This window comes from Christiangramia echinicola DSM 19838 (genome assembly GCF_000423065.1).
Taxonomy (GTDB): Bacteria; Bacteroidota; Bacteroidia; order Flavobacteriales; family Flavobacteriaceae; genus Christiangramia; species Christiangramia echinicola.
The window spans coordinates 54,926-80,513 of the sequence record NZ_KE383973.1 but is presented as its reverse complement, the minus strand read 5'-3'; the positions used below and the strand labels follow the sequence as shown (position 1 = coordinate 80,513).

29 protein-coding genes and 2 tRNA genes are annotated in these 25,588 nt (G+C 36.9%); 15 read left to right on the top strand and 16 right to left on the bottom strand.

Going from position 1 to position 25,588, the window contains the following annotated elements:
* Positions 1-57: 57 nt before the first annotated feature.
* Positions 58-411: a response regulator transcription factor gene (locus G530_RS0115605; RefSeq protein ID WP_026935416.1), complete on the top strand. Its 354-nt coding sequence runs from the start codon at positions 58-60 to the stop codon at positions 409-411.
* A 157-nt stretch (positions 412-568) separates the two neighbouring features.
* Here the strand turns inward: G530_RS0115605 and G530_RS0115600 are convergent.
* From G530_RS0115600 to G530_RS0115570, 7 genes are all read right to left on the bottom strand, one after another.
* Positions 569-642, bottom strand: a tRNA-Arg gene (locus G530_RS0115600).
* A gap of 142 nt (positions 643-784) precedes the next feature.
* Complete coding sequence (locus G530_RS0115595; protein ID WP_026935415.1) at positions 785-1,618, bottom strand: M57 family metalloprotease; 834 nt, start codon at positions 1,616-1,618, stop codon at positions 785-787.
* 112 nt (positions 1,619-1,730) lie between these two features.
* Positions 1,731-2,006, bottom strand: coding sequence for an ATP-dependent Clp protease adaptor ClpS (locus G530_RS0115590; RefSeq protein WP_026935414.1), 276 nt, complete (start codon positions 2,004-2,006; stop codon positions 1,731-1,733).
* A 54-nt stretch (positions 2,007-2,060) separates the two neighbouring features.
* Positions 2,061-2,894 (bottom strand): 50S ribosomal protein L11 methyltransferase, encoded by an 834-nt coding sequence (prmA, locus tag G530_RS0115585; RefSeq protein WP_026935413.1) that lies wholly within the window; start codon positions 2,892-2,894, stop codon positions 2,061-2,063.
* A gap of 2 nt (positions 2,895-2,896) precedes the next feature.
* Complete coding sequence (tpiA, locus tag G530_RS0115580; RefSeq protein WP_026935412.1) at positions 2,897-3,649, bottom strand: triose-phosphate isomerase; 753 nt, start codon at positions 3,647-3,649, stop codon at positions 2,897-2,899.
* A 147-nt stretch (positions 3,650-3,796) separates the two neighbouring features.
* Positions 3,797-4,891: a BT_3928 family protein gene (locus G530_RS0115575; RefSeq protein WP_026935411.1), complete on the bottom strand. Its 1,095-nt coding sequence runs from the start codon at positions 4,889-4,891 to the stop codon at positions 3,797-3,799.
* A 7-nt stretch (positions 4,892-4,898) separates the two neighbouring features.
* Positions 4,899-5,459 carry a DUF1599 domain-containing protein gene (locus G530_RS0115570; protein WP_026935410.1) on the bottom strand — a complete coding sequence of 187 codons (561 nt, stop codon included), beginning with the start codon at positions 5,457-5,459 and terminating at the stop codon, positions 4,899-4,901.
* Positions 5,460-5,547: 88 nt separating this feature from the next.
* On the opposite strand from G530_RS0115570, the gene folP reads away from it, so the two are divergent.
* From folP to G530_RS0115555, 3 genes are read left to right on the top strand one after another with little or no spacing between them, the layout of a single operon-like run.
* Positions 5,548-6,372 carry a dihydropteroate synthase gene (gene folP, locus G530_RS0115565; RefSeq protein ID WP_026935409.1) on the top strand — a complete coding sequence of 275 codons (825 nt, stop codon included), beginning with the start codon at positions 5,548-5,550 and terminating at the stop codon, positions 6,370-6,372.
* Positions 6,373-6,409: 37 nt separating this feature from the next.
* Positions 6,410-7,183 carry a diadenylate cyclase CdaA gene (gene cdaA / locus G530_RS0115560; RefSeq protein ID WP_026935408.1) on the top strand — a complete coding sequence of 258 codons (774 nt, stop codon included), beginning with the start codon at positions 6,410-6,412 and terminating at the stop codon, positions 7,181-7,183.
* Positions 7,184-7,193: 10 nt separating this feature from the next.
* Positions 7,194-7,961: a DUF3667 domain-containing protein gene (locus G530_RS0115555; protein ID WP_026935407.1), complete on the top strand. Its 768-nt coding sequence runs from the start codon at positions 7,194-7,196 to the stop codon at positions 7,959-7,961.
* On the opposite strand, the gene G530_RS0115550 is transcribed toward G530_RS0115555, so the two are convergent.
* Positions 7,962-9,728, bottom strand: coding sequence for an ABC transporter ATP-binding protein (locus G530_RS0115550; RefSeq protein ID WP_026935406.1), 1,767 nt, complete (start codon positions 9,726-9,728; stop codon positions 7,962-7,964).
* On the bottom strand, positions 9,729-10,475 hold the full coding sequence (truA, locus tag G530_RS0115545; protein ID WP_026935405.1) for a tRNA pseudouridine(38-40) synthase TruA: 747 nt from the start codon (positions 10,473-10,475) through the stop codon (positions 9,729-9,731).
* 111 nt (positions 10,476-10,586) lie between these two features.
* Between truA and G530_RS0115540 the strand changes: the two genes are divergently transcribed.
* Positions 10,587-11,075: a metallophosphoesterase family protein gene (locus G530_RS0115540; RefSeq protein ID WP_026935404.1), complete on the top strand. Its 489-nt coding sequence runs from the start codon at positions 10,587-10,589 to the stop codon at positions 11,073-11,075.
* Between the two features lie 93 nt (positions 11,076-11,168).
* Here G530_RS0115540 and G530_RS0115535 read toward each other — a convergent pair whose 3' ends face one another.
* Positions 11,169-11,579 carry a DUF4293 domain-containing protein gene (locus G530_RS0115535; RefSeq protein WP_026935403.1) on the bottom strand — a complete coding sequence of 137 codons (411 nt, stop codon included), beginning with the start codon at positions 11,577-11,579 and terminating at the stop codon, positions 11,169-11,171.
* Positions 11,580-11,771: 192 nt separating this feature from the next.
* Here G530_RS0115535 and rho point away from each other — a divergent pair, with 192 nt between their 5' ends.
* Positions 11,772-13,412 carry a transcription termination factor Rho gene (rho, locus tag G530_RS0115530; protein ID WP_026935402.1) on the top strand — a complete coding sequence of 547 codons (1,641 nt, stop codon included), beginning with the start codon at positions 11,772-11,774 and terminating at the stop codon, positions 13,410-13,412.
* Positions 13,413-13,736: 324 nt separating this feature from the next.
* Here the strand turns inward: rho and G530_RS0115525 are convergent.
* Together G530_RS0115525 and G530_RS0115520 are read right to left on the bottom strand one after the other, a co-directional pair.
* A tRNA-Gly gene (locus tag G530_RS0115525) sits at positions 13,737-13,809 on the bottom strand.
* A gap of 47 nt (positions 13,810-13,856) precedes the next feature.
* The gene (locus tag G530_RS0115520; protein ID WP_084519494.1) at positions 13,857-14,309 is read right to left on the bottom strand and encodes a GNAT family N-acetyltransferase; all 453 of its coding nucleotides are present in this window, start codon (positions 14,307-14,309) and stop codon (positions 13,857-13,859) included.
* Positions 14,310-14,357: 48 nt separating this feature from the next.
* Here G530_RS0115520 and G530_RS0115515 point away from each other — a divergent pair, with 48 nt between their 5' ends.
* Genes G530_RS0115515 through G530_RS17115 form a run of 3 tightly spaced genes read left to right on the top strand, consistent with a single transcriptional unit; the run spans position 14,358 to position 16,857 of the window.
* A complete protein-coding gene (locus G530_RS0115515; protein WP_026935400.1) occupies positions 14,358-14,909 on the top strand; it encodes a ClpP family protease in 552 nt (183 codons plus the stop codon).
* Positions 14,910-14,911: 2 nt separating this feature from the next.
* Complete coding sequence (locus G530_RS0115510) at positions 14,912-15,193, top strand: GNAT family N-acetyltransferase (protein ID WP_026935399.1); 282 nt, start codon at positions 14,912-14,914, stop codon at positions 15,191-15,193.
* Between the two features lie 32 nt (positions 15,194-15,225).
* Positions 15,226-16,857 carry a L,D-transpeptidase family protein gene (locus tag G530_RS17115; RefSeq protein ID WP_051199820.1) on the top strand — a complete coding sequence of 544 codons (1,632 nt, stop codon included), beginning with the start codon at positions 15,226-15,228 and terminating at the stop codon, positions 16,855-16,857.
* A 1-nt stretch (position 16,858) separates the two neighbouring features.
* On the opposite strand, the gene G530_RS0115500 is transcribed toward G530_RS17115, so the two are convergent.
* Complete coding sequence (locus G530_RS0115500) at positions 16,859-17,596, bottom strand: murein L,D-transpeptidase catalytic domain family protein (protein WP_026935398.1); 738 nt, start codon at positions 17,594-17,596, stop codon at positions 16,859-16,861.
* A 460-nt stretch (positions 17,597-18,056) separates the two neighbouring features.
* Here G530_RS0115500 and gpmI point away from each other — a divergent pair, with 460 nt between their 5' ends.
* The 6 genes from gpmI to G530_RS0115470 are packed head-to-tail and all read left to right on the top strand — an operon-like array spanning position 18,057 to position 22,745.
* Positions 18,057-19,574, top strand: coding sequence for a 2,3-bisphosphoglycerate-independent phosphoglycerate mutase (gene gpmI / locus G530_RS0115495; RefSeq protein ID WP_026935397.1), 1,518 nt, complete (start codon positions 18,057-18,059; stop codon positions 19,572-19,574).
* A 5-nt stretch (positions 19,575-19,579) separates the two neighbouring features.
* Positions 19,580-20,137, top strand: coding sequence for a TlpA family protein disulfide reductase (locus G530_RS0115490; protein WP_026935396.1), 558 nt, complete (start codon positions 19,580-19,582; stop codon positions 20,135-20,137).
* A 52-nt stretch (positions 20,138-20,189) separates the two neighbouring features.
* Positions 20,190-20,594, top strand: coding sequence for a BT0820 family HAD-type phosphatase (locus tag G530_RS0115485; protein ID WP_026935395.1), 405 nt, complete (start codon positions 20,190-20,192; stop codon positions 20,592-20,594).
* Between the two features lie 8 nt (positions 20,595-20,602).
* Positions 20,603-21,418: a type I methionyl aminopeptidase gene (gene map / locus G530_RS0115480; RefSeq protein WP_026935394.1), complete on the top strand. Its 816-nt coding sequence runs from the start codon at positions 20,603-20,605 to the stop codon at positions 21,416-21,418.
* A complete protein-coding gene (locus tag G530_RS0115475; protein ID WP_026935393.1) occupies positions 21,411-21,974 on the top strand; it encodes an HNH endonuclease signature motif containing protein in 564 nt (187 codons plus the stop codon). The genes map and G530_RS0115475 overlap by 8 nt, the downstream gene beginning before the upstream one ends.
* Positions 21,975-21,977: 3 nt before the next feature.
* Positions 21,978-22,745 carry a class I SAM-dependent methyltransferase gene (locus tag G530_RS0115470; RefSeq protein WP_026935392.1) on the top strand — a complete coding sequence of 256 codons (768 nt, stop codon included), beginning with the start codon at positions 21,978-21,980 and terminating at the stop codon, positions 22,743-22,745.
* Here the strand turns inward: G530_RS0115470 and G530_RS0115465 are convergent, their stop codons facing one another.
* The 3 genes from G530_RS0115465 to nqrF all read right to left on the bottom strand — a co-directional run bounded on the left by G530_RS0115465 (position 22,746) and on the right by nqrF (position 25,579).
* A complete protein-coding gene (locus G530_RS0115465) occupies positions 22,746-23,759 on the bottom strand; it encodes an FAD:protein FMN transferase (RefSeq protein ID WP_026935391.1) in 1,014 nt (337 codons plus the stop codon). It lies immediately after the preceding gene.
* A gap of 2 nt (positions 23,760-23,761) precedes the next feature.
* Positions 23,762-24,118 carry a hypothetical protein gene (locus G530_RS0115460; protein WP_026935390.1) on the bottom strand — a complete coding sequence of 119 codons (357 nt, stop codon included), beginning with the start codon at positions 24,116-24,118 and terminating at the stop codon, positions 23,762-23,764.
* 174 nt (positions 24,119-24,292) lie between these two features.
* Entirely contained in the window at positions 24,293-25,579 is a 1,287-nt protein-coding gene (gene nqrF, locus G530_RS0115455) for an NADH:ubiquinone reductase (Na(+)-transporting) subunit F (protein ID WP_026935389.1), read from the bottom strand.
* Positions 25,580-25,588: the final 9 nt, after the last annotated feature.

The window sequence follows — 25,588 nt, the reverse complement described above, 5'->3', positions numbered from 1 at the left end:
AAAGATTTTCAATATTCAACTTTTTGAGGGCATATATTTGACCTAATTATAATATAAATGAAAAAGATTTTTTTAGTAGAGGACGATCATGGATTACGAGATCTAATTTCCTTCTTACTAACTGATAAGAATTACGATGTCGAAGCCTTTTCTAATGCCACAACTTTTGAAAAAGGCATCGAAAATGGAGATCCAGATCTTATTCTAATGGATATCATGCTCCCGGATGGAAACGGTGTCGAACTCTGTAAAAATCTAAAAGAATCTAAAGACAAAAAAGTAATTCCTGTTCTACTAATGTCTGCACATGCAGACCCCAATATCGCCGATAACTCTGGAGCCTGTGACTTCATTAAGAAACCCTTTGATATAGAGGAGTTATACGAGCGCATCGAAAAGCATACCGGATAATTTAAAATCCTATATAGTCGCCAGGTCATAGCAGTATCTTTAAATTAACAGGTTTCTGCCTTAACTGCTAGACTATTTTTACCTCAACTATAAATAAATTCTAATTTTACAGAAAATAAAAAAAGTCCGCACTTTCGTGCGAACTTTCTAAATTTTGTGACCTCGCCAGGATTCAAACCTGGAACCTTCTGAGCCGTAATCAGATGCGCTATTCAGTTGCGCCACGAGGCCTTTTAAATACCACTCTGCTGTTCTGCAAAGCGGGTGCAAATATATATCTTTATTGTAAAAGTAAAAACCATTTTGGTAAAAAAATAAATAAAAAAAGGCGGCAACTGCCACCTTTTTAAAAGTACCCTGTTAATAATGATTTTTAGTATAGGTAGTTTAAGGCTGTAACATCATTTGATCCAAATTCTCCGTCCTCATTTGCTCCAAAACAAGCTAACATTAATGAAGTTGAATCATAACCTGTTGGGGTGCCAGGAATGTGTACTGCTCCATCTGGATCTGCATTTTCTCCAGATTGCCCGCAGCTCTGTCTACTGAACCAGTCTGTATGACGAAGGCCAACTGAATGCCCGATCTCGTGTGTTATTACGTGCTCGTTGGTGTTGGTACTATAAGCTTCCATACCAGAGAAAATCTGTACGTATTTATACGGATTTCCATTACTAGGGAATCCAGCTACACCACCGGCCTCTCCGTTAGGATTTTGATATACAACGATATCATATGGAGAATAATTTGTACCAAAAGTAAGTGTAAATGTAATTCCCAGATTTAAGGCATTATAGTTATCTATAGTCCACTGGAGGGCAGTTCTTTGCTTATTAGTTAAAGACTGAGAACCACCGGTATAACCTATCACATTTACTGTTCTGGGGGTACTAACTAAATTGTATGTACGGTATTGCTTATTTGTAATAGAAGTTGAAGACATGGTGCGCATTTGATCTTCAGTCATTACAATATCACCTTCTATAAGATAGTTTTCGGTAAAACTCCCATCGGGCAATAACATGTTATTTTTTTCTACATGTTTAGAGTTAAAATTAAGGCTGGCAACTTTTTTTCTAATTTGACTGGAAACATCCTGGGTTTCCTGTACTGATTCAACTTCAGGTTGATCAGATACCTGCTCTTTTTCGCAGGAAGGCATGATGACAACAGCCAACATTAGGGTGAATAATTTAATTGTTTTCATAAGTAGGTTAATATTTTTAGGGTACTTAGAAAAACAATCTAAATAAATTATTAATGGAATACTAAAATAAAAGGTTAAATTGTAAGAATTTTCTTAATAAATTTGCAATTTATCATACAATTTCTGCACTTAATCCTGCATCCAGAATTTTAGAACAACGTGGCTTCAATTCTTCGTAAGGACCGGTCTTAACCGTGCATTTACCCTTATAGTGTACGAGTATAGAACATTGCTCTGCCTGCTCTGGAGTATGCTCACAAGCGGAAATAAGGGTTTCTATTACGTGATCGAATGTATTATAATCATCATTATACAATACGATCTCATTCTGCTTTTTCTTTTTGGTCTTCCTTTCGACCTTTTCTAACAATTCTTCTTTCGTGCTCATCTTCTAAAAATTCATTTTCAACATTGGTCAAAGATACAAATTATGATAAAAACCTTAGCGTGAAAACTTTGCAGCCACCCATTCGTTTCTTTCAAAATGCTCTATATATCGTAAACCAAGATCTTTGCAAGCTTTTTGCATTTCTGGTAAATCGTTCTCATAAAATCCGCTGAGGTATATATCTCCATCCTTTTTTAGACACTTTTCATAAATAGGTAGATCACGCAAAAGAATATTCAGGTTAATATTCGCAATGACTGTATCATATTCTCTCCCTTCTAACAATTCAGCACCACCTTCTTCTACATTGATATGCTCACAATCATTTCTGGAAATATTCTCCAGTGTATTCACATAACACCAATTATCTATATCTATAGCATCAATGGTTTTAGCTCCCTTCATAGCGGTAAGTATAGCCAAAACACCGGTGCCGGAGCCCATATCTAAAACAGATTTTCCTTCCCAATCATTTTTTAGAATATGCTGTATCATCATATGAGTTGTTGCATGATGCCCGGTACCGAAAGACATTTTTGGTTCAATAACAATATCAAACCGGGTATCTGGCTTTTCATGAAAAGGAGCTCTTACGCTGCAAATATCATCTACAAGAATTGGAGTAAAATTCTTCTCCCATTCTTCATTCCAGTTTATCCTTTCGATCTCCTTTTGATCATAAGAGATCTTAAAATCATTAGATTGTAGAATATGAACCCCGGCCAGTATATCCTCTTCATATTCCTCTTCAGGAATATAAGCTGTAATACCGTCATCATTTTCTACAAAACTTTCAAATCCAAGATAACCAAGTTCAGCAATAAGAATTTCTGAAGCCGGCTGTACCGGATCTATGGTAAAATGGAATTCATAATAATTTCCGCCCATTTCTAAAATGAATTAACGATCTCTACAAAATCAACAGCATTGAGACTGGCTCCTCCAATTAGACCACCATCAACATCTTTTTTCGCAAATATTTCCTTTGCATTATTAGGCTTTACGCTTCCGCCGTATAGAATAGAAGTGCTATCTGCCACTTCTTTACCTACATTTTTATTCAATAGATTTCTAATATGCTTATGCATTTCCTGAGCCTGCTCCGGGCTAGCAGTTTCTCCTGTCCCTATGGCCCATACCGGCTCATATGCCAGGATAATGTTTTTCCATGAACTTTGCGGAAGATCAAATAGCCCCTCTTTCAATTGCTTTTCTACGAGATCAAAATGTCTATTATTCTTTCTATCCTCTAATTCTTCACCAAAACAAAATATCACCGTCATCTCATTCTCTATCGCTGTCTTCACCTTTTTTGCCAGGATCTCTCCGGTTTCATTAAAGTAAGCGCGACGTTCACTATGCCCAAGAATGACTGTAGTCACTCCTATACTTTTAAGCATTGCTGCAGATATTTCACCCGTAAAAGCACCACTCTCACTCTCGTGCATATTTTGCGCAGCCACAATAACAGGAGTATCTTTTAGAGCCTGAAAAGTTGGATAAAGGTTAGTGAAAGAAGGCGCTACCATAACGGTAGCTTCTGGCTCCTTTACCATCTGAAGTTTTAATTTACCTAATAACTCTTCAGTTTCGGCAAGATCATTATTCATTTTCCAGTTTCCGGCAACTATTTTATCTCTCATGATTTTATGTTTTGGTTCATTAGTATTGATACTGAATTAACCTTTTCAGCATTAACAACAAATATAAGTAAAGGAGGTGTGATCGACTCTTAAACCAAAGCCAAACCTTATATTTTTAGAAAGTTTCTAAAGACTTCCGGGTTTTATTTATAATTCGATATCTGAAGCATCGAACCAGTGTTTTTTCTGGGTTATTGTACCCTGATTAAGCACCAGGAATCCAGGGTTAGATCTAACTATAGTTTTTAAAGCAGTTTCGTCTGTCTGATAAAAATCGAAGTTTAGACCAAATTCTTTCTTTAATTCCTGCTGAAATTCTGGTCCAGATGCGGTAAGACCAATTACCTTATAACCTTTTTGCAAGGCTTCCTCGCTCAAGGATTTAACTGCTGCATAACCATCTTTTTCTGTAGATCTTAGATTATAAGTAACGATTAATAGTACTTTATCTGTATTCAATACCTCATCTGTAATATCACCTTCTTCGCCTTCTATCACAAAATCGTGGATTGGCGGAATGGCATTTTCTCCAGTTTGTGAAGTTTCTACTCCAATAAATTCTCCCTCAATCTGGGGATAAGCGCCATTATTTTCAATGATCTTTTCTTCTCCATTAACATTGAATTTCCAGCTATAAACCACCTCCGCTTTTTCTGAACCTTCTGGCAATTTCATTTTTTCAGGAATATTATTGCCGATCTTATAGGGCCTGAAATCCAGCATTGGCAGATGCATAAGCACGTAATAACAGAACGCAAAACTGGCCATAAATGAAGCGAAAATCACCCACTTATGATATTTTACCGGGAATATTGGGTTAATATATTTTTCATTGAAGAAAATAATAAGGATTAAAACAAGAAGAATAATATCCTTATAGAAAGACTCCCATGGTGTTAGCGGAATTGCATCACCAAAACAGCCACAATCTGTCACTTTATTAAAATATGCTGAATAAAATGTAAGGAAAGTGAAAAATATAATCATCACCAGTAAGCTCCATTTAGTGAACCTGGGAGCATATCCTATAAGCAGCATAATCCCCAAAACCATTTCAAATATCACTAAAAGTATCGCGATGATAAGTGCAAAGGGAATAAGGAATGGGATATCCAGTACAGGTTCGCTAAAATATTCCTGCAATTTGTAAGAGAAACCAACCGGGTCATTCAGTTTAATGAATCCTGAAAAAATAAAAAGAACTCCCACCAGAATTCTGGCTATACTTACAATTGCTTTCATATTATCGTTATTTAGCTGCAGACTTGGCTTCAGCTTCGCTAAAATGGATCATAGCGAAAACCGAATAATTTATCATATCCTGGTAATTGGCGTCTATACCTTCACTTACCAGTGTTTTACCTTTATTATCTTCAATTTGCTTTACTCTTAGAAGCTTCTGAATAATGAGATCTGTCAAAGAGCTTATACGCATATCACGCCAGGCTTCGCCATAATCGTGATTCTTATTCATCATTAACTCTTTGGTCTCAAAAATCTTTTCATCATACAACTTGATGGCATCTTCAGGTGTTAGATCTGGCTGATCTGCAATTCCTTTTTCCAACTGAATAAGAGCCATCACAGAATAATTTATGATGCCTATGAATTCTGACTGCTCATCCTCTTCTACCTTGCGCACATCGCTCTCCTGCAGTTGTCGTATCCTCTGAGCTTTGATAAAGATCTGATCTGTTAAAGACGGCAGTCGAAGAATTCTCCAGGCACAGCCGTAATCTTTCATTTTATTAAGAAACAAACTGCGGCAGCCTTCAATTACCGCGTCATATTGTTTTGAGGTATCCTGCATGAAGTAGATGTAATTTGCGTAAATTTCGGGCAAATATTTCAGATAGTCAAAGTTAATTTCCAGACCATCAAAAAACCTAAAGCAAAATATGCTCATTAACTGCAAAGGAAATCTTATAGATCTCACTCAACCAAAAGTGATGGGGATCCTTAATATTACGCCAGATTCCTTTTACAGCGCAAGCCGTTCTACTTCAGATATGGAAATTCTGAAAAGTGCCGAAAAAATGCTGGCCGAAGGTGCTACCTTCTTAGACCTTGGTGCTTATAGCTCGAGACCGGGTGCAGATGACATTCCTGTTGAAGAGGAATTGAAAAGAATGATACCTGCTATAGATCTGATCCTTAAAGAATACCCTGATGCTATACTGTCTATTGACACTTTTAGAGCGGAAGTTGCTGAGAAAAGCATAACATCTGGAGCTTCCATCATCAATGATATTTCAGCAGGAAAACTGGATGAGAAAATGCTACCTATAATTGCTAAATATCAGGTTCCATATATCATGATGCATATGAAAGGAACTCCGCAAACCATGAAAGATCTTAATGAGTACGATGATCTTATGGCCGACGTTTTATTTTACTTTTCAGAAAGAATAAAAGCAGCAAGAGACCTGGGAATAAACGATATAATTATAGATCCCGGCTTTGGATTTGCAAAAGATATAAGTCAGAATTTTGAACTTTTATCTAAACTAAAATTATTCAGGAATCTGGACCTACCACTATTAGCAGGCGTTTCAAGAAAGAGTATGATCTGGAAAAAATTGGAAATTTCGGCAAACGAAGCCCTTAACGGAACCACAGTTCTTAATACAACCGCCTTATTGAAAGGCGCTAATATTCTTAGGGTGCATGATGTGAAGGAAGCAATAGAATGCATCAAATTAACCAACGAATTGACAGACTAATTTTAGTTTTTCTATTTTTACATAAAACCCCCGCAATTTGGACATCATAGATCTTCGAATTCTCGATATCCTGGATATTGTTTTTGTAGCCCTGCTACTCTACTATGTATATAAACTGGTTCGTGGCACGGCAGCCGTAAACATTTTTATAGGCATCGTTGTAATATACCTGGCCTGGCTATTAACCCAGTTACTACAAATGGAACTGCTTAGCAGTGTGCTGGGTGAATTTATCGGCGTTGGAGTATTTGCTCTTATTGTTGTATTTCAGCAGGAGATAAGGAAATTCCTTTTAATGATAGGTTCTACCAATTTCACTCAAAAGGGTCGATTTTTTAGAAGTTTTAAGTTCAGCAGGGACGACTTTGAATCTAAAATAGATATAGATGCGATTATAGATGCCTGTGAAACCATGGGCAAAACCTATACCGGTGCATTAATGGTGATCCAGAAGAATAACAAACTTGATTTTGTAAAGAATACAGGAGATAAAATGAAGATCGAACTTAACCAGCCAATTATTGAATCGATCTTTTTTAAGAACAGTCCGCTCCACGATGGCGCCATGGTGATCGAAGAAAATAAGATCACTGCGACCAGGGTGATATTACCAGTTTCAAACGATCGCTCTATTCCTTTAAGATTTGGATTAAGACACAGGGCTGCTGTAGGGATTACTGAAAAGACCGATGCCCTTGCCTTAATAGTTAGTGAAGAAACGGGGCAAACTTCTTATGTAAAAGACGGGCAGTTCGTAATGTTTGAGACCTTAGATGAACTAAAAGAAAAATTGAAAGAAGACCTTAGCTAACCCTATAAGCATGTTTTGCAAAAATTGTGGACAATCCATAAAAGCTAACGATAAGTATTGTTCAGAATGTGGAGCAAGGATCATTGAAGGCAGGCTAACTGTTTCCAAGTTATCTGGAGAATTCATGCAATCATTCTGGAGCATGGATTCCAACAAGCCATTACTTACTTTTTTAGATCTATTCCGGAAACCTATCCAGGTTATTGATGGTTACATTCATGGTCTTAGAAAAAAATATATCAATCCCTACGGTTATTTTACTATCGCCTTAACCCTTACGGGTTTATACACTTACATCAATCTTAATTATTTTCCTGAATATCTAGAGAGCAGCGGCATTAACGCTAATGTTGAGGATCATGACATTTCGAAAGAGGTTACAACTAAGGTGCTGGAGCATATTAATTTAATAACCTTTATCTTCATTCCGCTAATCACCTTAATATCCAGGTTCATTTTTTTACGGATCAAAAAATATAATCTGGCTGAACATTTTATTATCCATCTATATGCATATTCTCACGTACATATCATCACTTCCCTTATAGTACTGGTTTCTTTTGTAGATGAAAGAGCATATAAACTCTCTAGTTTAATAAGTATACCTATTTACATTATTTACTATTCTGCGCTTTTTAAAAGACTATATAGCCTTAAACTCTGGAAAGTTATTTTGAAGACAGTTCTTTTCCTGATCTTAATGGGAATCGTGATTGCGGTAATAAGTATAAGCCTGCTATATTTTTATCTGAAAGATTACCAGGCGCAGGGAATTTAATTAAAGTGCTTCTTCGGCTTTAAACTGCACTTCGTAAAGCTTTCTGTAATAACCATCGGTTACTTTTAGCAATTCCTGATGATTACCAATCTCAACGATCTTACCCTCATCCATGACGATGATCTTATCTGCCTTTTTTATGGTAGCAAGCCTGTGAGCTATAACAATGGAAGTTCTACCTTCTGTTATCCTGTCTGTCGCATCCTGGATAAGCTGTTCACTATATGAATCAACCGAAGAGGTAGCTTCATCCAGTACTAATATACTTGGGTTGCTTACATATGCCCTTAGAAAAGAGATCAATTGACGCTGACCTGAGGAAAGCATTGCACCTCTTTCTTTTACATTATAATAATAGCCATTGGGTAAGGAACTAATAAACTCATGTATCCCGATTCTTTTTGCGGCCGTTATAACATCCTCATCGGTAATATCTGGATTGTCCAGGTTAATATTATTCATGATAGTATCAGCAAAGAGGAACACATTCTGCAGCACTACCGCTATTTGAGCTCTAAGAGATCTTAGCTTGATATCCTTTACATTTGTCCCATCAACCAGGATAGATCCGCTGTCTATTTCGTAGAATCTGCTCAAAAGATTTATTATGGTAGATTTCCCTGCCCCGGTTGCCCCAACGATAGCTACGGTTTCACCTTCTTTCACGTTAAAAGAAATCCCCTTCAATACCTCTTCATCATCTACATAGCTGAAACGAACATCTTTAAATTCAATTTCTCCACGAAGATTATCGATCTCGAGAGTTCCTTTATCTTCAATACTTGCTTCAGTATCTATTACTCCGAAAACACGGTTTGCCGCGACCATTCCCATTTGCAGGGTATTGAATTTATCGGCAATTTGTCTAAGCGGTCTGAAAAGCATTTGAGACAATTCAATAAAAGCCACAATAATACCTAAAGACATTTCATCACCAGCAACCACCCGAAGTCCGCCAAACCACACAATTAAACCTATGGTTATTGAAGTAGACATTTCAGCGATTGGGAAAAATATGGAGTTATACCAAACTGTTTTCACCCATGCTTTTCGATGCTTATCATTTATCTCCTTAAAATTAGCATATTCGGTCTTTTCCCGGGTAAATAGCTGAACGATCTTCATACCGGTAATTCGTTCCTGCACAAAAGTATTCAGGTCTGCCACCTGGGTTCTTACCTCTTCAAATGCAAGTTTCATTTTCTTCTGAAAAACCCGGGTCGCATAAAGTATAAATGGTAGTACAGTAAGAACCAGCAATGTCAATTGCCAGCTTTTATAGAACATTACTCCAAGAACAACCAGCATTTTCAAGAGATCACTTATGATCATGAAAAGTCCCTGGCTAAAAATACTCGATATGGTTTCTATATCACTCACGGCCCTGGTAACCAGCCTTCCTACAGCCGACTTGTCGTAATACTTCATTTTGAAGCCAAGCATATGCTCAAAAAGCTTCACCCGAATATCACGTACAACTCCTAACCCCAGCCAATTTGCATAATAAATGAAACAAAACTGAAAGACCACCTCGAGGACTAAAACGCCCAGCATAAGACTTACATAATAAATAAGACTTTCAAAATCTGAAGTTAAAAGTGCATTATCTATAGTTTCCTGTAAAAGTATAGGTCTAAGAACGGCAAATAAAGAAACCAGTACCGCAGCAACACCAACAAAATAAAAGATACGCTTATAGGGATTTGTATATTTAAGCAATCGCTTAAATAGATCCATATCAAATGCATTTCCCGTCTTTGTTGCCATTTATTTTATTCTAATATTTTCAGGATATTCTATCCTGGTTAAATATAAACCATGAGCAGGCACCGAAGTTCCAGCTTTGCCCCTATCTTCACTTTTAATAACCTCATGAATATGAGAAACAGGATATTTATTCTGACCTATTTCTATGAGTGTTCCAACCACAGCACGAACCATATTCCTAAGAAATCTGTCGGCAGTAATATGAAAAACCAACTTGTTATCCTCTACTTCCCATTTAGCATGATCTATTCTACAGTTATAGGTCTTTACATCTGTTCTGCTTTTGGAAAAACTTCTAAAGTTTGAATAATCATATAATACCTGGGCGGCCTCATTCATTTTTTCAATATCCAGATCGTGCTTTAGAAACCAGGCAAAATCTTTTAAAAAAGGATTCTTTTCCTGAACGATATAATATTCATAGCTTCTAGAAACAGCATCAAATCTTGCATGAGTATCTCCCTGCACCTGAAATATCTCTGAGATTGCTACATCTTTGGGAAGCATAGAATTCAGCTTATACTTTAATAATGTAGTATCAATTTCCTCTTCAGCATCAAAATGAGCGAACATCTGTTTGGAGTGTACTCCGGCATCTGTTCTACCAGCACCAACAATATCGATCTTAGAGCCAAGGACCTTACTTAAATTCTTTTCCAGAACTTCCTGTACTGTAATAGAATCAGGTTGATTTTGCCAACCGTGATAAGCCTTTCCAAAATATGAGAGTTCTATAAAATACCTCAAGCTCCGCTTTCTTTTTATATTAGCGAAATGCAAAGATAAGGCAATTATACCGAGGAAAAAGCCTTTAACCTGGCATCCTTTGTTAAACGAATTTTAAATATTTACCCCGATTTGAAAAAGATACTTCTACTTAGTGATACCCATAGCCATATAGACGATAGGATAATTCATTATGCTGGTGAGGCAGATGAAATATGGCATGCAGGAGATATTGGTGATCTTGCAGTAACCGACAAACTCGAAGCTTTAAAACCTTTAAAAGCTGTATATGGAAATATTGATAATGCTACTATAAGAAAAGAATTTCCATTGAATAATAGGTTTATGTGTGAAGAAGTAGATGTATGGATCACTCACATTGGTGGATATCCAGGAAGATATTCTCCGGCTATTAGAGAGAATATCAGACAAAATCCACCGAAGATCTTTATCTCTGGCCATTCTCATATTCTTAAAGTAATGAATGATAAAAATTTGAATTTACTTCATATGAATCCAGGCGCTGCAGGCAAGCAGGGCTTTCATAAGAAAAGAACCATGCTAAGGTTTAAGATAGACGGTAAAGCCATTAGCGACCTGGAGGTTATAGAATTAGAATAACAACAGGCATCAAAAACCCGAATATTTCGCATTAAAAAACCCGAAGCTTTCACTTCGGGTTTTTCACGCACTAATACTACTAAGATTATAGGCTTATCGTAATCGATCTACAGATTTTACGAGATCTTCGTCCTTTTTGATGGCCTTATTAGCCAAAACAATAAAAACGATAGAAATAATAGGAAGAAACATCCCAATACCCTTCTCTGAAATATCCATCTCTCCAGGTAAAGTTAGAGACCAATAAACAAACACTCCTAGTAAAAAAAGGTTCAATATTATATTCAAACGACCCAGTACAAACTGGAGTTTTCTATTCTTAAACATAAATATGCTCACCAGGGAAATTGCAGCTGAAGCCAGAAACATTCCAAACGCTATAAGTACATCCTGAGCATAAACAGACTCGCCTGCAGAATTCTCCCAAAGTGAAAATACGAAAATAAGTCCTGCACTCACTACAGCAGCTAATAATAAGTAAATAGTTTGTATTCTTTGAAGCATATTTCTTGCAGTTGCGGCACAAAAATAAAAGATTCTTTTTAGAATTACAGTCTAAAAGTTTAAAATAAAGTTGTATTATTGCAAGAACATTTCGTAACCCATTCAATGTTGGTTACTTAAGTCTCCAAACTTTTTGTTCTTCTTCGAGAAGTTTTTAAAATCAATCCAAACGAAAATTATTTTAACGCATACATGTTTGAAATTTCAGAATTAAAAGCTAAAAAGCTTCCTGAACTTAAGGAAATCGCTGAGACCCTGAACGTTCCTAAGTACAAGACTTTAAAAAAACTAGATTTGGTGTATCAGATTCTGGACTACCAGGCATCAAATCCTAAAAAAGTGAAAGAAGTTCTAACCGACGATAACCAGGAGCCGGCTAAACAAGAGCAGAAAAAACCTGCGAAAGTAGGTAGCGAAAAAAGACCTCCAAGGTCTTCAGCACCTTCTAGACCTCCTCACTCTAAGCCTTCAGGAAAAGACTCCTCATCTAATAAACAAAAGGATGACAGCAAGAGCAATAATCCTCAGGTTAAAAACAACAATAGAGACAGAAATCAGTCTAATAAAAAAGACACTCGTGGTAATCGCAATGACGATAGAAACGATAATCGTAAGGATAACAGAAATGATAATCGCAACGATAACCGTAATGACCACAACAAAAAAAATAATGGTAACCGCGACAACAGAAATCGTTACCGCGAGCCAGATTACGAATTCGACGCTATCATAGAGAGCGAAGGAGTTCTGGATATCATGCAGGATAATTACGGTTTCCTAAGATCTTCAGATTACAACTACCTTACTTCACCAGATGATATTTATGTATCTCAGTCACAGATTAGACTATTCGGTCTTAAGACAGGTGATACGGTACAGGGGCAAATTAGACCACCAAAAGAAGGTGAGAAATATTTCCCTCTTATTAAGATCAATAAAATTAACGGACTTGATCCGCAGGTGGTAAGAGACCGTGTTTCTTTTGAACACCTTACCCCTCTTTTCCCTAAAGATAAATTCAATCTTGCTGAAAAGCAGAGTTCAATTTCTACAAGGGTTATGGATCTTTTTGCTCCAATTGGTAAAGGTCAGCGTGGTATGATCGTTTCCCAGCCTAAAACTGGTAAAACGATGTTATTGAAGGATATCGCTAATGCAATTGCAGCGAATCATCCTGAAGTATACCAGATCGTACTATTAATTGATGAAAGACCTGAAGAGGTTACCGATATGCAACGTAATGTAAAAGGTGAGGTTGTTGCCTCAACTTTTGACAAGGAAGCACACGAACATGTTAGAGTTGCAAATATCGTACTTGAAAAGGCTAAGCGTTTGGTAGAATGTGGTCATGATGTAGTAATACTTCTTGATTCTATTACCAGACTCGCCAGAGCTTATAACACCGTACAACCAGCAAGTGGTAAGGTATTAAGTGGTGGTGTTGATGCAAACGCTTTACACAAACCGAAAAGATTCTTTGGAGCAGCTCGTAATATAGAGAACGGAGGTTCGTTATCTATTATAGCAACTGCCCTTACTGAAACTGGTTCTAAGATGGATGAAGTGATCTTCGAAGAATTTAAAGGAACCGGTAATATGGAACTTCAGTTAGACAGAAGAATCTCAAACAGAAGAATTTTCCCTGCGATAGACCTTGTTTCTTCAAGTACGCGTAGAGATGACCTTCTCCTGGATGATAATACCATACAACGTATGTGGGTGCTTAGAAAATATCTTGCAGATATGAATCCTGTAGAAGCTATGGAATTCATCAACGATAAGATAAGGAACACCAGAAACAATGAAGAGTTTTTAATCTCCATGAACGGTTAAAATATACTGTTAAACCCTACTTATAAAAAGCCGGAAGTAAATCTTCCGGCTTTTTTAATATATAATATCATTGAGAATTTCCTTCTGTGTTTCTCAAGACATTTCCCTGAGTAATTATTAAAAATGAGAAGCTGAAACAAGTTCAGCTTGACGTGATGAGACAGATTTTTTCAGAATAAAAAAAGCCTCATCTTTCGATGAAGCTTTTAGAGCGAGAGACCGGGTTTCCTTCGACTTGGCTCAGGACAGGCTTCTCACCCTGCGATATTATTCTTAGAAATTTCAGACATAAAAAAAAGCCCCATCTTTCAATGAAGCTTTTAGAGCGAGAGACCGGGTTCGAACCGGCGACATTCAGCTTGGAAGGCTGACGCTCTACCAACTGAGCTACTCTCGCCTAACGCTGCAAATATAGGCTGAAACAATTCCAAATTCCAAAAAAAATTACAGCTTTTTTAAAAAATGATATCCTCTTATAATATATCCCAGATTCATATAAAATTTATGAGATCCAAAATTTTCTACATAGCTATTCAACTCTATTGTCTCACAGTCTTTTGAGGCCGCATATTGATGAATAAACTCGAATAATGACTTACCTATACCCTTCCCCTGTAATTCCTCCTCAATAAAAATATGATCTACCTCACAGGATCTTCCGGCATAATGCCTGGTCATAAACCAGAGCCCAAATACGCCAATTAATCGATTCTCTAAATATATACCGAAACATTCGTAATTCTGATCAAACATTTCCAGCAATCTTTCCTTCAATATCTCTTCTGATGGTGGTTGCTTATAAAGTTTTTTCAAAAAGGGCAAAACAGCCGCGGAATCTTCCTTTAAAATCTTGTTAAATGCCACTTGCATGATTCTGTTTTCTGCTAAAATAGTCATATTTTTAGCCTAGACTTATAAAAAAGTAAACACTCATAAATGGACTTCATGAAAAATAAAACCGGAAAGATTCAGGATTTAATAGATAATAAATTATTAGAAAAAAGAAAGATTTACATGTGGGGTGAGGTTAGTGATAAAACCGCCAAATATGTAATAGACAGGTTAGAATATCTTGATCTTGAAGGGGAAGGTGAAATTCAGCTATTTATTAATAGCCCTGGCGGTTATGTTACAGATGGATTTGCTATTTATGACACGATCATGAGCCTGGAATCACCGGTTTCTACAATTTGCACGGGATTAGCTGCTTCCATGGGATCTATACTACTTTCTGCCGGTAAAAAAGGAAAAAGGTTTATCCAACCGCATGCAAAGGTAATGATACACCAACCAAGCGGAGGTGCAAGAGGTCAGGCATCTAATATAGAGATCGCAGCGGCAGAGATCTTAAAGACAAAACATCTAAGTGCGGAGATCCTGGCAGAGAATTGTGGCCAGACCGTGGAGAAAGTATTGAAAGATTTTAACCGCGATTACTGGATGGATGCTAAGGAATCGATGGAATACGGAATTGTTGATGGTATCTATAAAAGATAATCATGGAAATAAAGCATAAGGAAAATCATAGCCGCGGAATGTTCTATATCGAGAACGAAAAAGGACTTATTGGTGAACTCACCTATCACAAAAGCGGAGATAATGTTCTAACAATAGATCATACCGAAGTGAAACGGGAGATGGAAAACCAGGGCATAGGCTCACGCCTTATAGAAAAGAGCGTGGAATATGCACGGGAACATCAATTAAAGATAGATCCGCTCTGCCCGTTCGCCGAAGTAAAGTTCGACGAGAACAAATCTTATTCAGACGTTAGAGCTTAGATAAAGTTCTTTCTACTCAACATAAACCAATTATGAGAAGCCCCTCCTGCTTAATTGTATTGCTATGCCTGTTCCTTATTTCTGGGTGTAAAAATGACCAGGAGGAACCAGGCATTGAACAACGCAATGAAGTTGAAGAAGTAAGAGATCTAACAGATTCTGGAGAAATTGAAGATTTTTTTGATGACCAACCTGAGGAAGAGAAAAAGATCTACAATATTCAACTAGTTAAGGGGTTTTATAAGGAAAATGACTACGAACCTGTATGGAATAATAGAGATTTAAGGGAAGACCTGTTCAGAAATATCGAAAGTATTGAGGAAGAAGGCTTATTCTATGAAGATTATCATGGAGAAGAACTTCAGAAATTATTAAGCTCTTTAGATACGAATACCGAAGAGGAGAATAATTTACTGGAAATTCTGCTTACAGATTCCTTTATACAACTTTCTCAAGATCTCGCTACCGGGAAGCTAAATCCAAAAGAGATTTATGAGATCTGGGGTACACCATTGAACCAAGTAGATCCAACAGCACTATTAAAAAAGGCGATTTCTGATTCAAATATAGATAAGGCTCTGGAATCGCTTAAACCTAAACACATAGTTTACCAGGGCTTAAAGAATGCCTTAAAAGAATTCAAAAAAACTGATTGGCGTAACGCTCCGGCTACGAAGATCAAGGATGGCAAACTAATCAAGCCCGGTGAATCTGATGAAAGGATCTTTTCGGTAACCAAAAGACTCTCCGAGCTTGGTTATTACAAAGGAAGTATCGACTCTACAAATACAAAGTTCAATGACAGCATTCAGAATGCATTGAAAAAATTTCAAAAGGATCACGATCTGCAAATCGATGCGCTCCTGGGAAACGCGACCATCAAAAACCTCAATTTCACCAAAGAAGACCGCCTAAACCAGCTCTTAATAAATATGGAAAGATGGAGATGGTATCCCAGAGATCTTGGGGATCATTACATCATTGTGAACATTCCAAATTATGAACTAAGTGTTGTAAAAAATAATGATACTATAAGAACTCATAAAACAATGGTAGGAACCGATGTTAGAAAGACACCTATATTTTCAGATGAAATTGATTATATAATCTACAATCCAACCTGGACCATTCCCCCTACTATTAAGAAGAATGATGTTATTCCCGGAGCGAGAAGAGACGCCGGTTATCTTAAAAGAAAAAATCTAAATGTTTATGATGGTTCTGGCAATATGCTAGACCCTGCAACAATTGACTGGTCTTCTTCAAAAGCCTTATCCTATACCTATCGTCAACCTGCGGGGCCATCCAATCCTTTAGGTGTCGTGAAAATCATTTATCCAAACGAGTATTTGATCTATTTACATGACACACCCTCTAAGAAGCTTTTTGAAAACAATGCAAGGGCTGAAAGTTCAGGCTGCGTGCGAGTGCAGGACGCCTTGGGTCTCGCTGAATATCTTATTAACGACCAGGATAAATATGACAGTAAAAAGATTGATGATATCCTGAAGTCTCGGAAAACAACCCAAATTGCCCTAACCCAGAAGGTACATGTGCATCATTTCTACTGGACTGCATTTCAAAAAAAAGATACCATCAAATTTATTGATGATATCTATGATCTTGATTCAAACCTATGGGAATTACTTAAGCCCGAAGCTTAATTTATACATTTAAAAATTCAGAAGTAGAAAGATAGTTTTCATTATTCTTATGAATGTAAACTACAGACTTTCCTTTTATTTTATTGATAAGATCCTTAGCTATTTTATTAGGAACTGCCGGGCAACCATAACTTCTACCCAGTCTTCCTACTCTTTTAATAAAGGAAGGTTCAGCATAATCTGCTCCATGGATCACCACGTAACGTTCACGTGCCTTTGAATTGAAATCTTTCTCCATTCCATCTATAAACAAAGAAAGTCCATTCTTTCCATAATAAGTTTCACCAGTCACATAAAAACCTAGAGAACTCTGATGAGAATTTGGTGTATTAGAAAAGTTATTCGCGAATTCACCTCCAGTGTTTTTACCGTGAGCCACATAAGTATTAAAAACAACATCCTGCGTATCCATATTCAGGATCCACATTCTCTTTTTCTTAGAAGAAAGGTTGAAATCAATTACGGTAAGCAATGGATTAGAAACTTTTCCAGCTTCGTCTAATTTCATATAACCACTAATTGCCTTTTCGAAAACAGACAATTGGGGCATGGTAGAATTTTTTAAAGAAAAAGTTTCATATATCTCAACCACTTTTTCTTCAAATGATTTTTTCACTTCAATAGTAACAGGGATTTCCTCAGTAAAGTTGGAATTTTTAGAATTGTTGATCTCTGCGGTGCTACTAAAAGCAAATGAGAAAATTAACACTCCAACAACTGTAAGGATTCTATACTTCATATAATATCTTTTTTTTCAATTTCTGTTAATAAAAACCAAAAGCCTTGCCAACATACGAAAATTCGAAAAGAATTTTAAAATATGCCGAACTTTAACATTTTGAGGATTTATTTTACTTGTAATGAGTAATTTAATAGGCACCACAAGAGTTTTTATTAAACGTCGAGAATCCTCAGTTATTTTATTTCCTTAATATTTAAATGTTAAATTTTTATACATCCAATTGAATATGCGATTAGAAAAATATGTTAAAGCCTCATATAGCTGAACTTAAGGCTTTGAAAATTCTAATTAACCGGTTCACATTACCTTGATAATCTCATATTTCATACTCAAATAAGTCCGTGATTATACAGGAAAACTTAAGTCAACTATAAATAGTTTTAATAAAACATTATACTCCGTTGCTCTGGCATTACATTCATTTGTCTTTATCTTTAACCCCAAACTTTTTGCACAGATGAATAAGAAAGTCCTATTAATGATTTTGGATGGTTGGGGAATTACTCAAAACAATGAGGTTTCTGCTATTGCCAAGGCAAATACACCATTTATGGATTCCTTGCCAGATAAATTTCCCCACGCGATTCTACGAACAGATGGAATGAATGTAGGACTACCAGAAGGTCAAATGGGAAATTCTGAAGTTGGACACATGAACCTTGGTGCTGGCCGAATTGTTTATCAGGATCTTGTAAAGATCAATATGGCTGTTGAAAAGGATACTCTTAAAGATGAACCTGTTCTGGAAGCAGCCTTAAATTATGCCGTAAAAAATAACAAACCAGTTCATTTTATGGGATTGGTAAGTGATGGTGGAGTTCATTCACACATTAACCATCTTAAGGGATTATTATCTGCTGCTGAAAAATTAGGCGTAGAAAAAAAATATGTACACGCTTTTACTGATGGTCGTGATGTAGACCCGCATTCTGGAAAAGGCTTTATTGAAGATCTTCTTCCCCATCTTAAAGCAACAAATTCTGAATTAGCCTCTGTAATTGGTAGATATTATGCGATGGATAGAGATAAAAGATGGGAACGTGTAAAACAAGCTTATGATCTAATCGTCAAAGGCCAGGGAGAAGAAACGACCGATGCTATTTCTGCTATACAGAAGAGTTATGATGATGGTGTAAGTGATGAATTTATAAAACCTATCGTACTAACAAAAAACGATGGCACTCCTGTTGCAACCCTGAATGAAAAGGATGTAGTTATCTATTTCAATTTCAGAACAGATAGGGGAAGACAACTTACTCAAGCTTTATCCCAGGAAAATTTCCCGGAATTTGATATGAAAAAACTTACCTTATACTATGTCACAATGACTAAGTATGATGATAGGTTTGAGAATATTAATATCATTTTTCAAAAATCTAATATCAAGGCAACTCTGGGAGAAGTACTGGAATATGAAGGCAAAAAGCAGATTAGAATTGCTGAAACAGAAAAGTACCCTCACGTAACATTTTTCTTTTCTGGAGGTAGAGAAGAACCATTTAAAGGTGAAAAAAGGATCATGTGCAATTCACCAAAAGTTGCCACGTATGATCTTCAACCTGAAATGAGTGCTTATGAAATTAAGGATAAGATCGTACACGAGATCGATAAAGAATCTGCAGATTTTATTTGTTTGAATTTTGCGAATCCAGATATGGTTGGTCATACGGGAGATTTTGATGCGGCGGTTACGGCTTGTGAAACTGTAGACACTTGCGCTAAAGAGGTTGCAGAATTGGCTTATGAACATGATTATTCAGTAATTATAATTGCCGATCATGGCAATAGTGAAGTAATGAAAAACCCTGATGGCAGTCCAAATACAGCACACACTACCAACCCGGTGCCACTTATTTTAATGGATAAAGATGTAAAAAGTATAAAAGATGGTAAGCTGGGTAATATTGCTCCGACTATTTTAAAACTTATGGGAATATCTCAACCAGATCTAATGACCGAAGATCCTTTAATTTAAATGCTATGAATAAATTTTTGATCCTGCTTGCAGTATTAACTATTAGCTGTGGTAATACGGTAAGTAAATCTAACAGTGATAATGAATTGAATATTGAAGATAAATCAACCAATTTCCAGGATGATATGCTTTTAGGCGAATTCCATAAAGAAGATTTGCAGCAAAAGCCTTTTTCATCATGGTTTAAACCTCGTTATTCAGATTTTTCTCCACAAACAGAGGCTATGGAAACCATAAAGGAAAATATAGAGGATTACGAGATCAAGGTTCTTATGGGTACCTGGTGTGGAGATAGCAAAAGAGAAATACCTAAGCTTTTAAAAATTCTTGATAATTCAGATTTTAATTATAAGAATATAGAAATGATCGCTGTGGACTACAATAAAACAACTCCTTCTAAAATTGAAGAAGAATTGAATGTGCATCGAGTTCCAACTATTATTTTCTACAAGGATGGAAAGGAAGCGAACAGGTTTGTAGAATATACGCAGGAAGAAACCCTGGAGGAAGACATTGCCAAGATCGTGAGTGGAGAAACGTACAAAAATTCCTACGCAGACTAACTTAAAGCCCAGCTTAATACTCAAATTAGAAAATATTAACTAATTTCGCATTATGCCTAATTCTCTTACGCTAGCAGTTGATTTTGACGGGACTATAGTAGAGAACAGATTTCCTGAAATAGGAAAACCTATACTTTTTGCTTTCGAGTCCTTGAAAAAATTACAGGAAGAAGGCCACCGCCTTATATTATGGACCTATCGAAGTGGGGAAAAACTCGACGAGGCGGTTGAATTCTGCAAAAAGCACGGATTAACCTTTTATGCGATTAATAAAAGTTATCCTGAAGAAGAATTTGATCAAACTATAAGCAGAAAGATACTTGCTGATATTTTTATTGATGACCGTAATCTTGGTGGTTTAAAAGGTTGGGGGGAGATCTTCCAGATGCTTAGCAATGAAAGGCTTCCAAAGAAAGAAAAGAAAAAGAAAAGATCCGGTTTATTCGGAAGATTGTAATAAAGACTATGATAATACCTAAATCCAGAGAAGAAATAGAATTAATGCGTGAAAGCGCACTGATAGTTTCAAAAACTTTAGGCATGCTTGCTCCAGAGATAAAACCCGGAGTGACCACTTCGCACCTGGATAAGTTAGCAGAGGAGTTTATAAGAGATAATGGAGCCGTTCCAGGATTCCTGGGATTATATGATTTCCCCAATTCTTTATGTGTAAGCCCCAATGCGCAGGTTGTTCATGGCATACCAAATGATACTCCTTTAAACGAAGGAGATATTATTTCTATAGATTGCGGAGCTATAAAAAATGGCTTCTACGGTGATCACGCCTATACCTTCGAGGTTGGTGAAGTTGCACCTGAAGTAAAAAAATTACTTGAAGTCACTAAAGAATCACTTTACGTGGGAATTAGAGAATTCAAGGCCGGGAATCGTGTCGGAGATGTTGGTTATGCGATCCAGAAATTTACCGAAGATCATGGCTACGGAGTGGTTAGAGAACTTGTAGGTCATGGCTTAGGAAAGACCATGCATGAAGATCCTGAAATGCCTAATTATGGCAAAAGAGGACGAGGAAAAAAGTTTGTAGAAGGCATGGTAGTAGCAATAGAACCTATGATTAACATGGGTACCAAAAGAATTAAACAATTGCCAGATGGCTGGACAATACTAACCGCCGATAATAAGCCCAGTGCCCATTTTGAACACGATGTTGCGCTTGTTGACGGTAAACCGGAATTACTATCTACATTTAAATACATTTATGAATCCTTAAATATTAATACTAAAGAAGAAGACGAATTTAGAGCAAAAGTTTATGATTAAAAGTTACAGACAGGAAATCTGGAAAACCCTACACAAAGATTCCTGGGAAGACCGCTTTATCTATGAAGTCTCAAATTTCGGAAGAATGATCAGTTATCTGAAAAATCCCGATGGAGACCTAATGAAAGGCGGAAAAGTAGGTGGATATTTAAACTTCGCGGTAAAATTGAAGAATGGAAAACACAAGACGTATTACATTCATCGCATTATTGCTGAAATGTTTTTAGAGAAGAAAGAAGGTGATATGTACGTGATTCACAAGAACTTTGTGAAGAACGACAATCGCGTTTCTAATTTGGCTTGGGCCACCAAAGACGAATGGGTCCAGCATCAATATAACAGTCCTAAAGTTAAGGAGAACAAAGAGAAGAGGAGACTTAGAAAAGTGACTTCCTATTCCAAGTTAACCTATGCACAGGCTGTGATCCTAAAGAAAAAACTTTTAGATCCCGAAAGAAAAACCCGTATCAGAGTGCTTGCAAAGCAATTTGGAGTATCAGAGATGCAATTGTATCGTATAAAATCGGGTGAAAACTGGGGAGATATCGAAGTATAGAGAATGAGTAATCTTTTTAAACTGGCCTTAAATTCAATTCCCAGGCCTGTTCTTATTAGAATGAGTTACCTGGTAAGGCCGTTTTTAAAGATTTATCTTAAAGGCTCTCGATATACCGATCCCATCGATGGGAGCGGTTTCAGGAAGTTTTTACCTTACGGTTACGAGAATCAGCGGGAAAATGTTCTTTCCCCTTCTACCCTCTCCCTCGAGAGGCATAGACTCTTATGGCTTTATCTGAAAGATGAAACCGAGTTCTTTAATAAGGATCTCAAAGTGCTTCATTTTGCACCTGAACAGGCTTTTTATAAGCGATTCAGAAAATTAAATAATCTGGAGTATACTACTACAGACCTTAATTCGCCACTGGCAGATGTAAAGGCAGATATTTGTGATCTTCCTTTTGAAAATGATAGTTTCGACTTTATTTTATGCAACCACGTTCTGGAACATATTCCTGATGACACCAAAGCGATGCAGGAGCTTTACAGAATTTTAAAGCCCGGCGGTACTGCCATATTACAGATTCCGCAGGAATTAGACAGGGCTGAAACGTTTCAGGATGATTCAATAACAGATCCTAAGGAAAGAGCTAAGATATTTGGCCAGTATGACCATGTAAGAGTATATGGAAGAGATTATTTTGACAAGTTAAGAGCAATAGGCTTTCAGGTTGAAGAAGTTGATTATACTTCAATTCTTTCCGAAGCTGAAATAGATAAATATTGTCTGGCAAAGGGAGAGATAATTCCTGTTTGCCACAAAAATTAATTACTCCGCCAGGTTCTTTTCAAATCCAGGAGTACTGAAAACTTCCGTTTTTCCATCTTCTGTTGAATACATAATATACACTTCAACATTCTCCAGCTTTTCTAAAACTTTCTTTGTTCGCTCAAGACCTAAGGCCATAAAAGCGGTGGCATACCCATCGGCAAGCATACAATTCTCAGCAAGCACGGAAGCACTTAAAAGATTACTTCGTTCTGCTTTACCCGTAATCGGGTTGATAGTGTGAACATACTTCTGACCAGTAATAGAATCTTCCCGGTACTTTCTATAATTCCCAGAAGTTGCCATTGCAGCATTTGACAATTTGACTTTAGCCTGATAGCTGTTAGCCTTTCTCATCTTATCAGGGTGGTCTATTCCAACGATCCAACTATTTCCACTATCCATATTCTCACCTTTTGCCCTGAGTTCTCCTCCGAGTTCGATAAGGTAATGATCAACCCTTTCAGATTCCAGGTATTCGGCTATAACATCTATGGCATAACCCTTGGCTATGGCATTAAAATCCAGATAAACTGAAGGATCTTCTTTATGAATACTTCTATCTTCTTTAATATTGATCTTATCAAAACCGACAAGATTTATCAAAGAATCAAGTTTCACGCTATCTATCTTTTTAAGCCATTTTCCCGGACCAAAACCGTAAGCATTAACAAGAACACCAACTGTTGGATCAAAGAATCCATCAGTCTCTTTATATATCCTCTCTGATGCACTGAACACCTTTACAAAGTGCTCATCTACTATAACGGTCGTATCTCCCCTGTTTATTCGGGATATATCAGATTTAGTGATATAAGTACTCATGGAAGAATTGATCTCATCCATGATACTATCCAGTGATCTTTCAAATTCCAGTTTATCATCGGAAAAATAACGAACCATATAAGTGGTACCCAGAGCTTCGCCCTGGTATGTATGACTCTCTATTTCATTTCCCTTTTCGCAGGAAAACAGAAGCAAGTTTATTGCTAATATTGATATTATTTTTTTCATATTTAAAATTCCTTCCAGCCTGAATAGTTCACGATATAATCTTCATCGCTGGTAATTGGTTTATCATAATCTGAAGAATTAGCCAGTCCTACAGCTGCGTAAAAAGTGCGCGCATTAAATTTTTCAGCATGTTCCTTTATATCTTTCATAAAAGCAGGATCAAAGGCTGAAGGATCATCGGGATATTCAATGGCCCTTACGATGACAAAATGAAGTTTAGTCTCCTTAAGAGCTACAAACTGAGGATTCCGCTTCAGTTTACTGTTCACTCCAAGAAATTCATATCCATTATCTTCAAGATCTTTCCCCACAATATTCATGGCAAGATTATGTAGTTCCTGTTCGGTTAATTTCGGCATGAGATAAAGATAAAAATTAGCTAGTTGAAATTAGCTTTTCGTCAAGCAGAACTTATTTCAGCCTCTCAATTAAATTTTAAAAAGAGATTCTGAAATAAATTCAGAATGACGATCAATATTTATTAAAGGATCTTTGTAAGAACAAAAAATCCCGCCGAAGCGGGATTGTATTTATTATCCTCCAAAGTCATCAAATCTGATGTTCTCCGGCGGAATTCCGAAGTCCTCTCCCATCTTCTGAACGGCTTTGTTCATCAATGGAGGTCCACAGAAATATAATTCAATTTCTTCTGGTTCTTCATGGTGTGATAAATAGTTATCTATCACTACCTGGTGAATGAAGCCTACGAATCCGTCACCTTCATCGTCAAGATTAGATTTTACTTTCCAGTTATCTTCTTCAGCCGGCTCAGAAAGGGCCAGGTAAAATTTGAAATTAGGGAAGTCTCTTTCTAATGCTCTAAAGTGTTCTGTATAGAATAATTCACGTTTAGATCTACCACCATACCAGTAAGTTACTTTTCTTCCAGTCTTCAAGGTTCTGAAAAGGTGGTACAGGTGAGATCTCATAGGTGCCATTCCGGCTCCCCCACCAACATAAAGCATTTCAGCATCACTTTCATTGATGAAGAATTCACCGTAAGGTCCGGAAATAACTACTTTATCTCCTTTTTTCAACCCGAAGATATAAGATGAAGCAACCCCAGGGTTCACATCCATCCAACTATCCTTAGCTCTATCCCATGGCGGAGTAGCGATACGAACATTCAGCATGATCTCACGCCCTTCTGCAGGATAAGAAGCCATAGAGTAAGCTCTTTCTACGGTCTCAGGGTTTTTCATCACTAGTGGCCATAAATTGAATTTATCCCACTCAGCTTTAAATTTATCTGGAGTTTCGTGCTCTTCAGGGTGCGCTGTAATATCCATATCTTCAAATTTCACTTCCGTCTTAGGAATTTCAATTTGAATATAACCTCCGGCTTTATAATCCATTGGTTCTGGAATCTCTACAACAAATTCCTTAATGAAGGAAGCAACGTTATAGTTTCTTACTACGGTAGCATCCCATTTTTTAATTCCGAAAACCTCTTCAGGAATCGTAATTTTCATGTCCTGCTTAACCTTCACCTGGCAACCAAGTCTCCAACCGTCTGCGATCTCTTTTCTGGTAAAGTGAGGTTCTTCAGTAGGAAGAATTGCACCACCACCATCTTCAACGATACACTTACACTGGATACAAGTTCCACCTCCACCACAGGCAGAAGGAAGGAATAGTTTATTATCACCAAGAGTTGAAAGTAAAGTTCCACCAGAACCTACTTCGATATCTTTTTCATTATTAACATTAATAGTTACTGGCCCTGACGGGGTCAACTTTGCCTTGGCTCCTAAAAGGATAGAGACCAACAACAAAATAAGAACTAAGAATACTACTACACTCGCTATTATAACTGTCATAATCTTTCT

What these genes read in the sequence shown, in the direction of transcription:
- G530_RS0115605 (WP_026935416.1), top strand. Translation starts at nt 58, where the DNA reads ATGAAAAAGATTTTTTTAGTAGAGGACGATCATGGATTACGAGATCTA.
- G530_RS0115595 (WP_026935415.1), bottom strand. Translation starts at nt 1,618, where the DNA reads ATGAAAACAATTAAATTATTCACCCTAATGTTGGCTGTTGTCATCATG.
- G530_RS0115590 (WP_026935414.1), bottom strand. Translation starts at nt 2,006, where the DNA reads ATGAGCACGAAAGAAGAATTGTTAGAAAAGGTCGAAAGGAAGACCAAA.
- prmA (WP_026935413.1), bottom strand. Translation starts at nt 2,894, where the DNA reads ATGGGCGGAAATTATTATGAATTCCATTTTACCATAGATCCGGTACAG.
- tpiA (WP_026935412.1), bottom strand. Translation starts at nt 3,649, where the DNA reads ATGAGAGATAAAATAGTTGCCGGAAACTGGAAAATGAATAATGATCTT.
- G530_RS0115575 (WP_026935411.1), bottom strand. Translation starts at nt 4,891, where the DNA reads ATGAAAGCAATTGTAAGTATAGCCAGAATTCTGGTGGGAGTTCTTTTT.
- G530_RS0115570 (WP_026935410.1), bottom strand. Translation starts at nt 5,459, where the DNA reads ATGCAGGATACCTCAAAACAATATGACGCGGTAATTGAAGGCTGCCGC.
- folP (WP_026935409.1), top strand. Translation starts at nt 5,548, where the DNA reads ATGCTCATTAACTGCAAAGGAAATCTTATAGATCTCACTCAACCAAAA.
- G530_RS0115555 (WP_026935407.1), top strand. Translation starts at nt 7,194, where the DNA reads ATGTTTTGCAAAAATTGTGGACAATCCATAAAAGCTAACGATAAGTAT.
- G530_RS0115550 (WP_026935406.1), bottom strand. Translation starts at nt 9,728, where the DNA reads ATGGCAACAAAGACGGGAAATGCATTTGATATGGATCTATTTAAGCGA.
- G530_RS0115535 (WP_026935403.1), bottom strand. Translation starts at nt 11,579, where the DNA reads ATGCTTCAAAGAATACAAACTATTTACTTATTATTAGCTGCTGTAGTG.
- rho (WP_026935402.1), top strand. Translation starts at nt 11,772, where the DNA reads ATGTTTGAAATTTCAGAATTAAAAGCTAAAAAGCTTCCTGAACTTAAG.
- G530_RS0115520 (WP_084519494.1), bottom strand. Translation starts at nt 14,309, where the DNA reads ATGACTATTTTAGCAGAAAACAGAATCATGCAAGTGGCATTTAACAAG.
- G530_RS0115515 (WP_026935400.1), top strand. Translation starts at nt 14,358, where the DNA reads ATGAAAAATAAAACCGGAAAGATTCAGGATTTAATAGATAATAAATTA.
- G530_RS0115510 (WP_026935399.1), top strand. Translation starts at nt 14,912, where the DNA reads ATGGAAATAAAGCATAAGGAAAATCATAGCCGCGGAATGTTCTATATC.
- G530_RS17115 (WP_051199820.1), top strand. Translation starts at nt 15,226, where the DNA reads ATGAGAAGCCCCTCCTGCTTAATTGTATTGCTATGCCTGTTCCTTATT.
- G530_RS0115500 (WP_026935398.1), bottom strand. Translation starts at nt 17,596, where the DNA reads ATGAAGTATAGAATCCTTACAGTTGTTGGAGTGTTAATTTTCTCATTT.
- gpmI (WP_026935397.1), top strand. Translation starts at nt 18,057, where the DNA reads ATGAATAAGAAAGTCCTATTAATGATTTTGGATGGTTGGGGAATTACT.
- G530_RS0115490 (WP_026935396.1), top strand. Translation starts at nt 19,580, where the DNA reads ATGAATAAATTTTTGATCCTGCTTGCAGTATTAACTATTAGCTGTGGT.
- G530_RS0115485 (WP_026935395.1), top strand. Translation starts at nt 20,190, where the DNA reads ATGCCTAATTCTCTTACGCTAGCAGTTGATTTTGACGGGACTATAGTA.
- map (WP_026935394.1), top strand. Translation starts at nt 20,603, where the DNA reads ATGATAATACCTAAATCCAGAGAAGAAATAGAATTAATGCGTGAAAGC.
- G530_RS0115475 (WP_026935393.1), top strand. Translation starts at nt 21,411, where the DNA reads ATGATTAAAAGTTACAGACAGGAAATCTGGAAAACCCTACACAAAGAT.
- G530_RS0115470 (WP_026935392.1), top strand. Translation starts at nt 21,978, where the DNA reads ATGAGTAATCTTTTTAAACTGGCCTTAAATTCAATTCCCAGGCCTGTT.
- G530_RS0115465 (WP_026935391.1), bottom strand. Translation starts at nt 23,759, where the DNA reads ATGAAAAAAATAATATCAATATTAGCAATAAACTTGCTTCTGTTTTCC.
- G530_RS0115460 (WP_026935390.1), bottom strand. Translation starts at nt 24,118, where the DNA reads ATGCCGAAATTAACCGAACAGGAACTACATAATCTTGCCATGAATATT.
- nqrF (WP_026935389.1), bottom strand. Translation starts at nt 25,579, where the DNA reads ATGACAGTTATAATAGCGAGTGTAGTAGTATTCTTAGTTCTTATTTTG.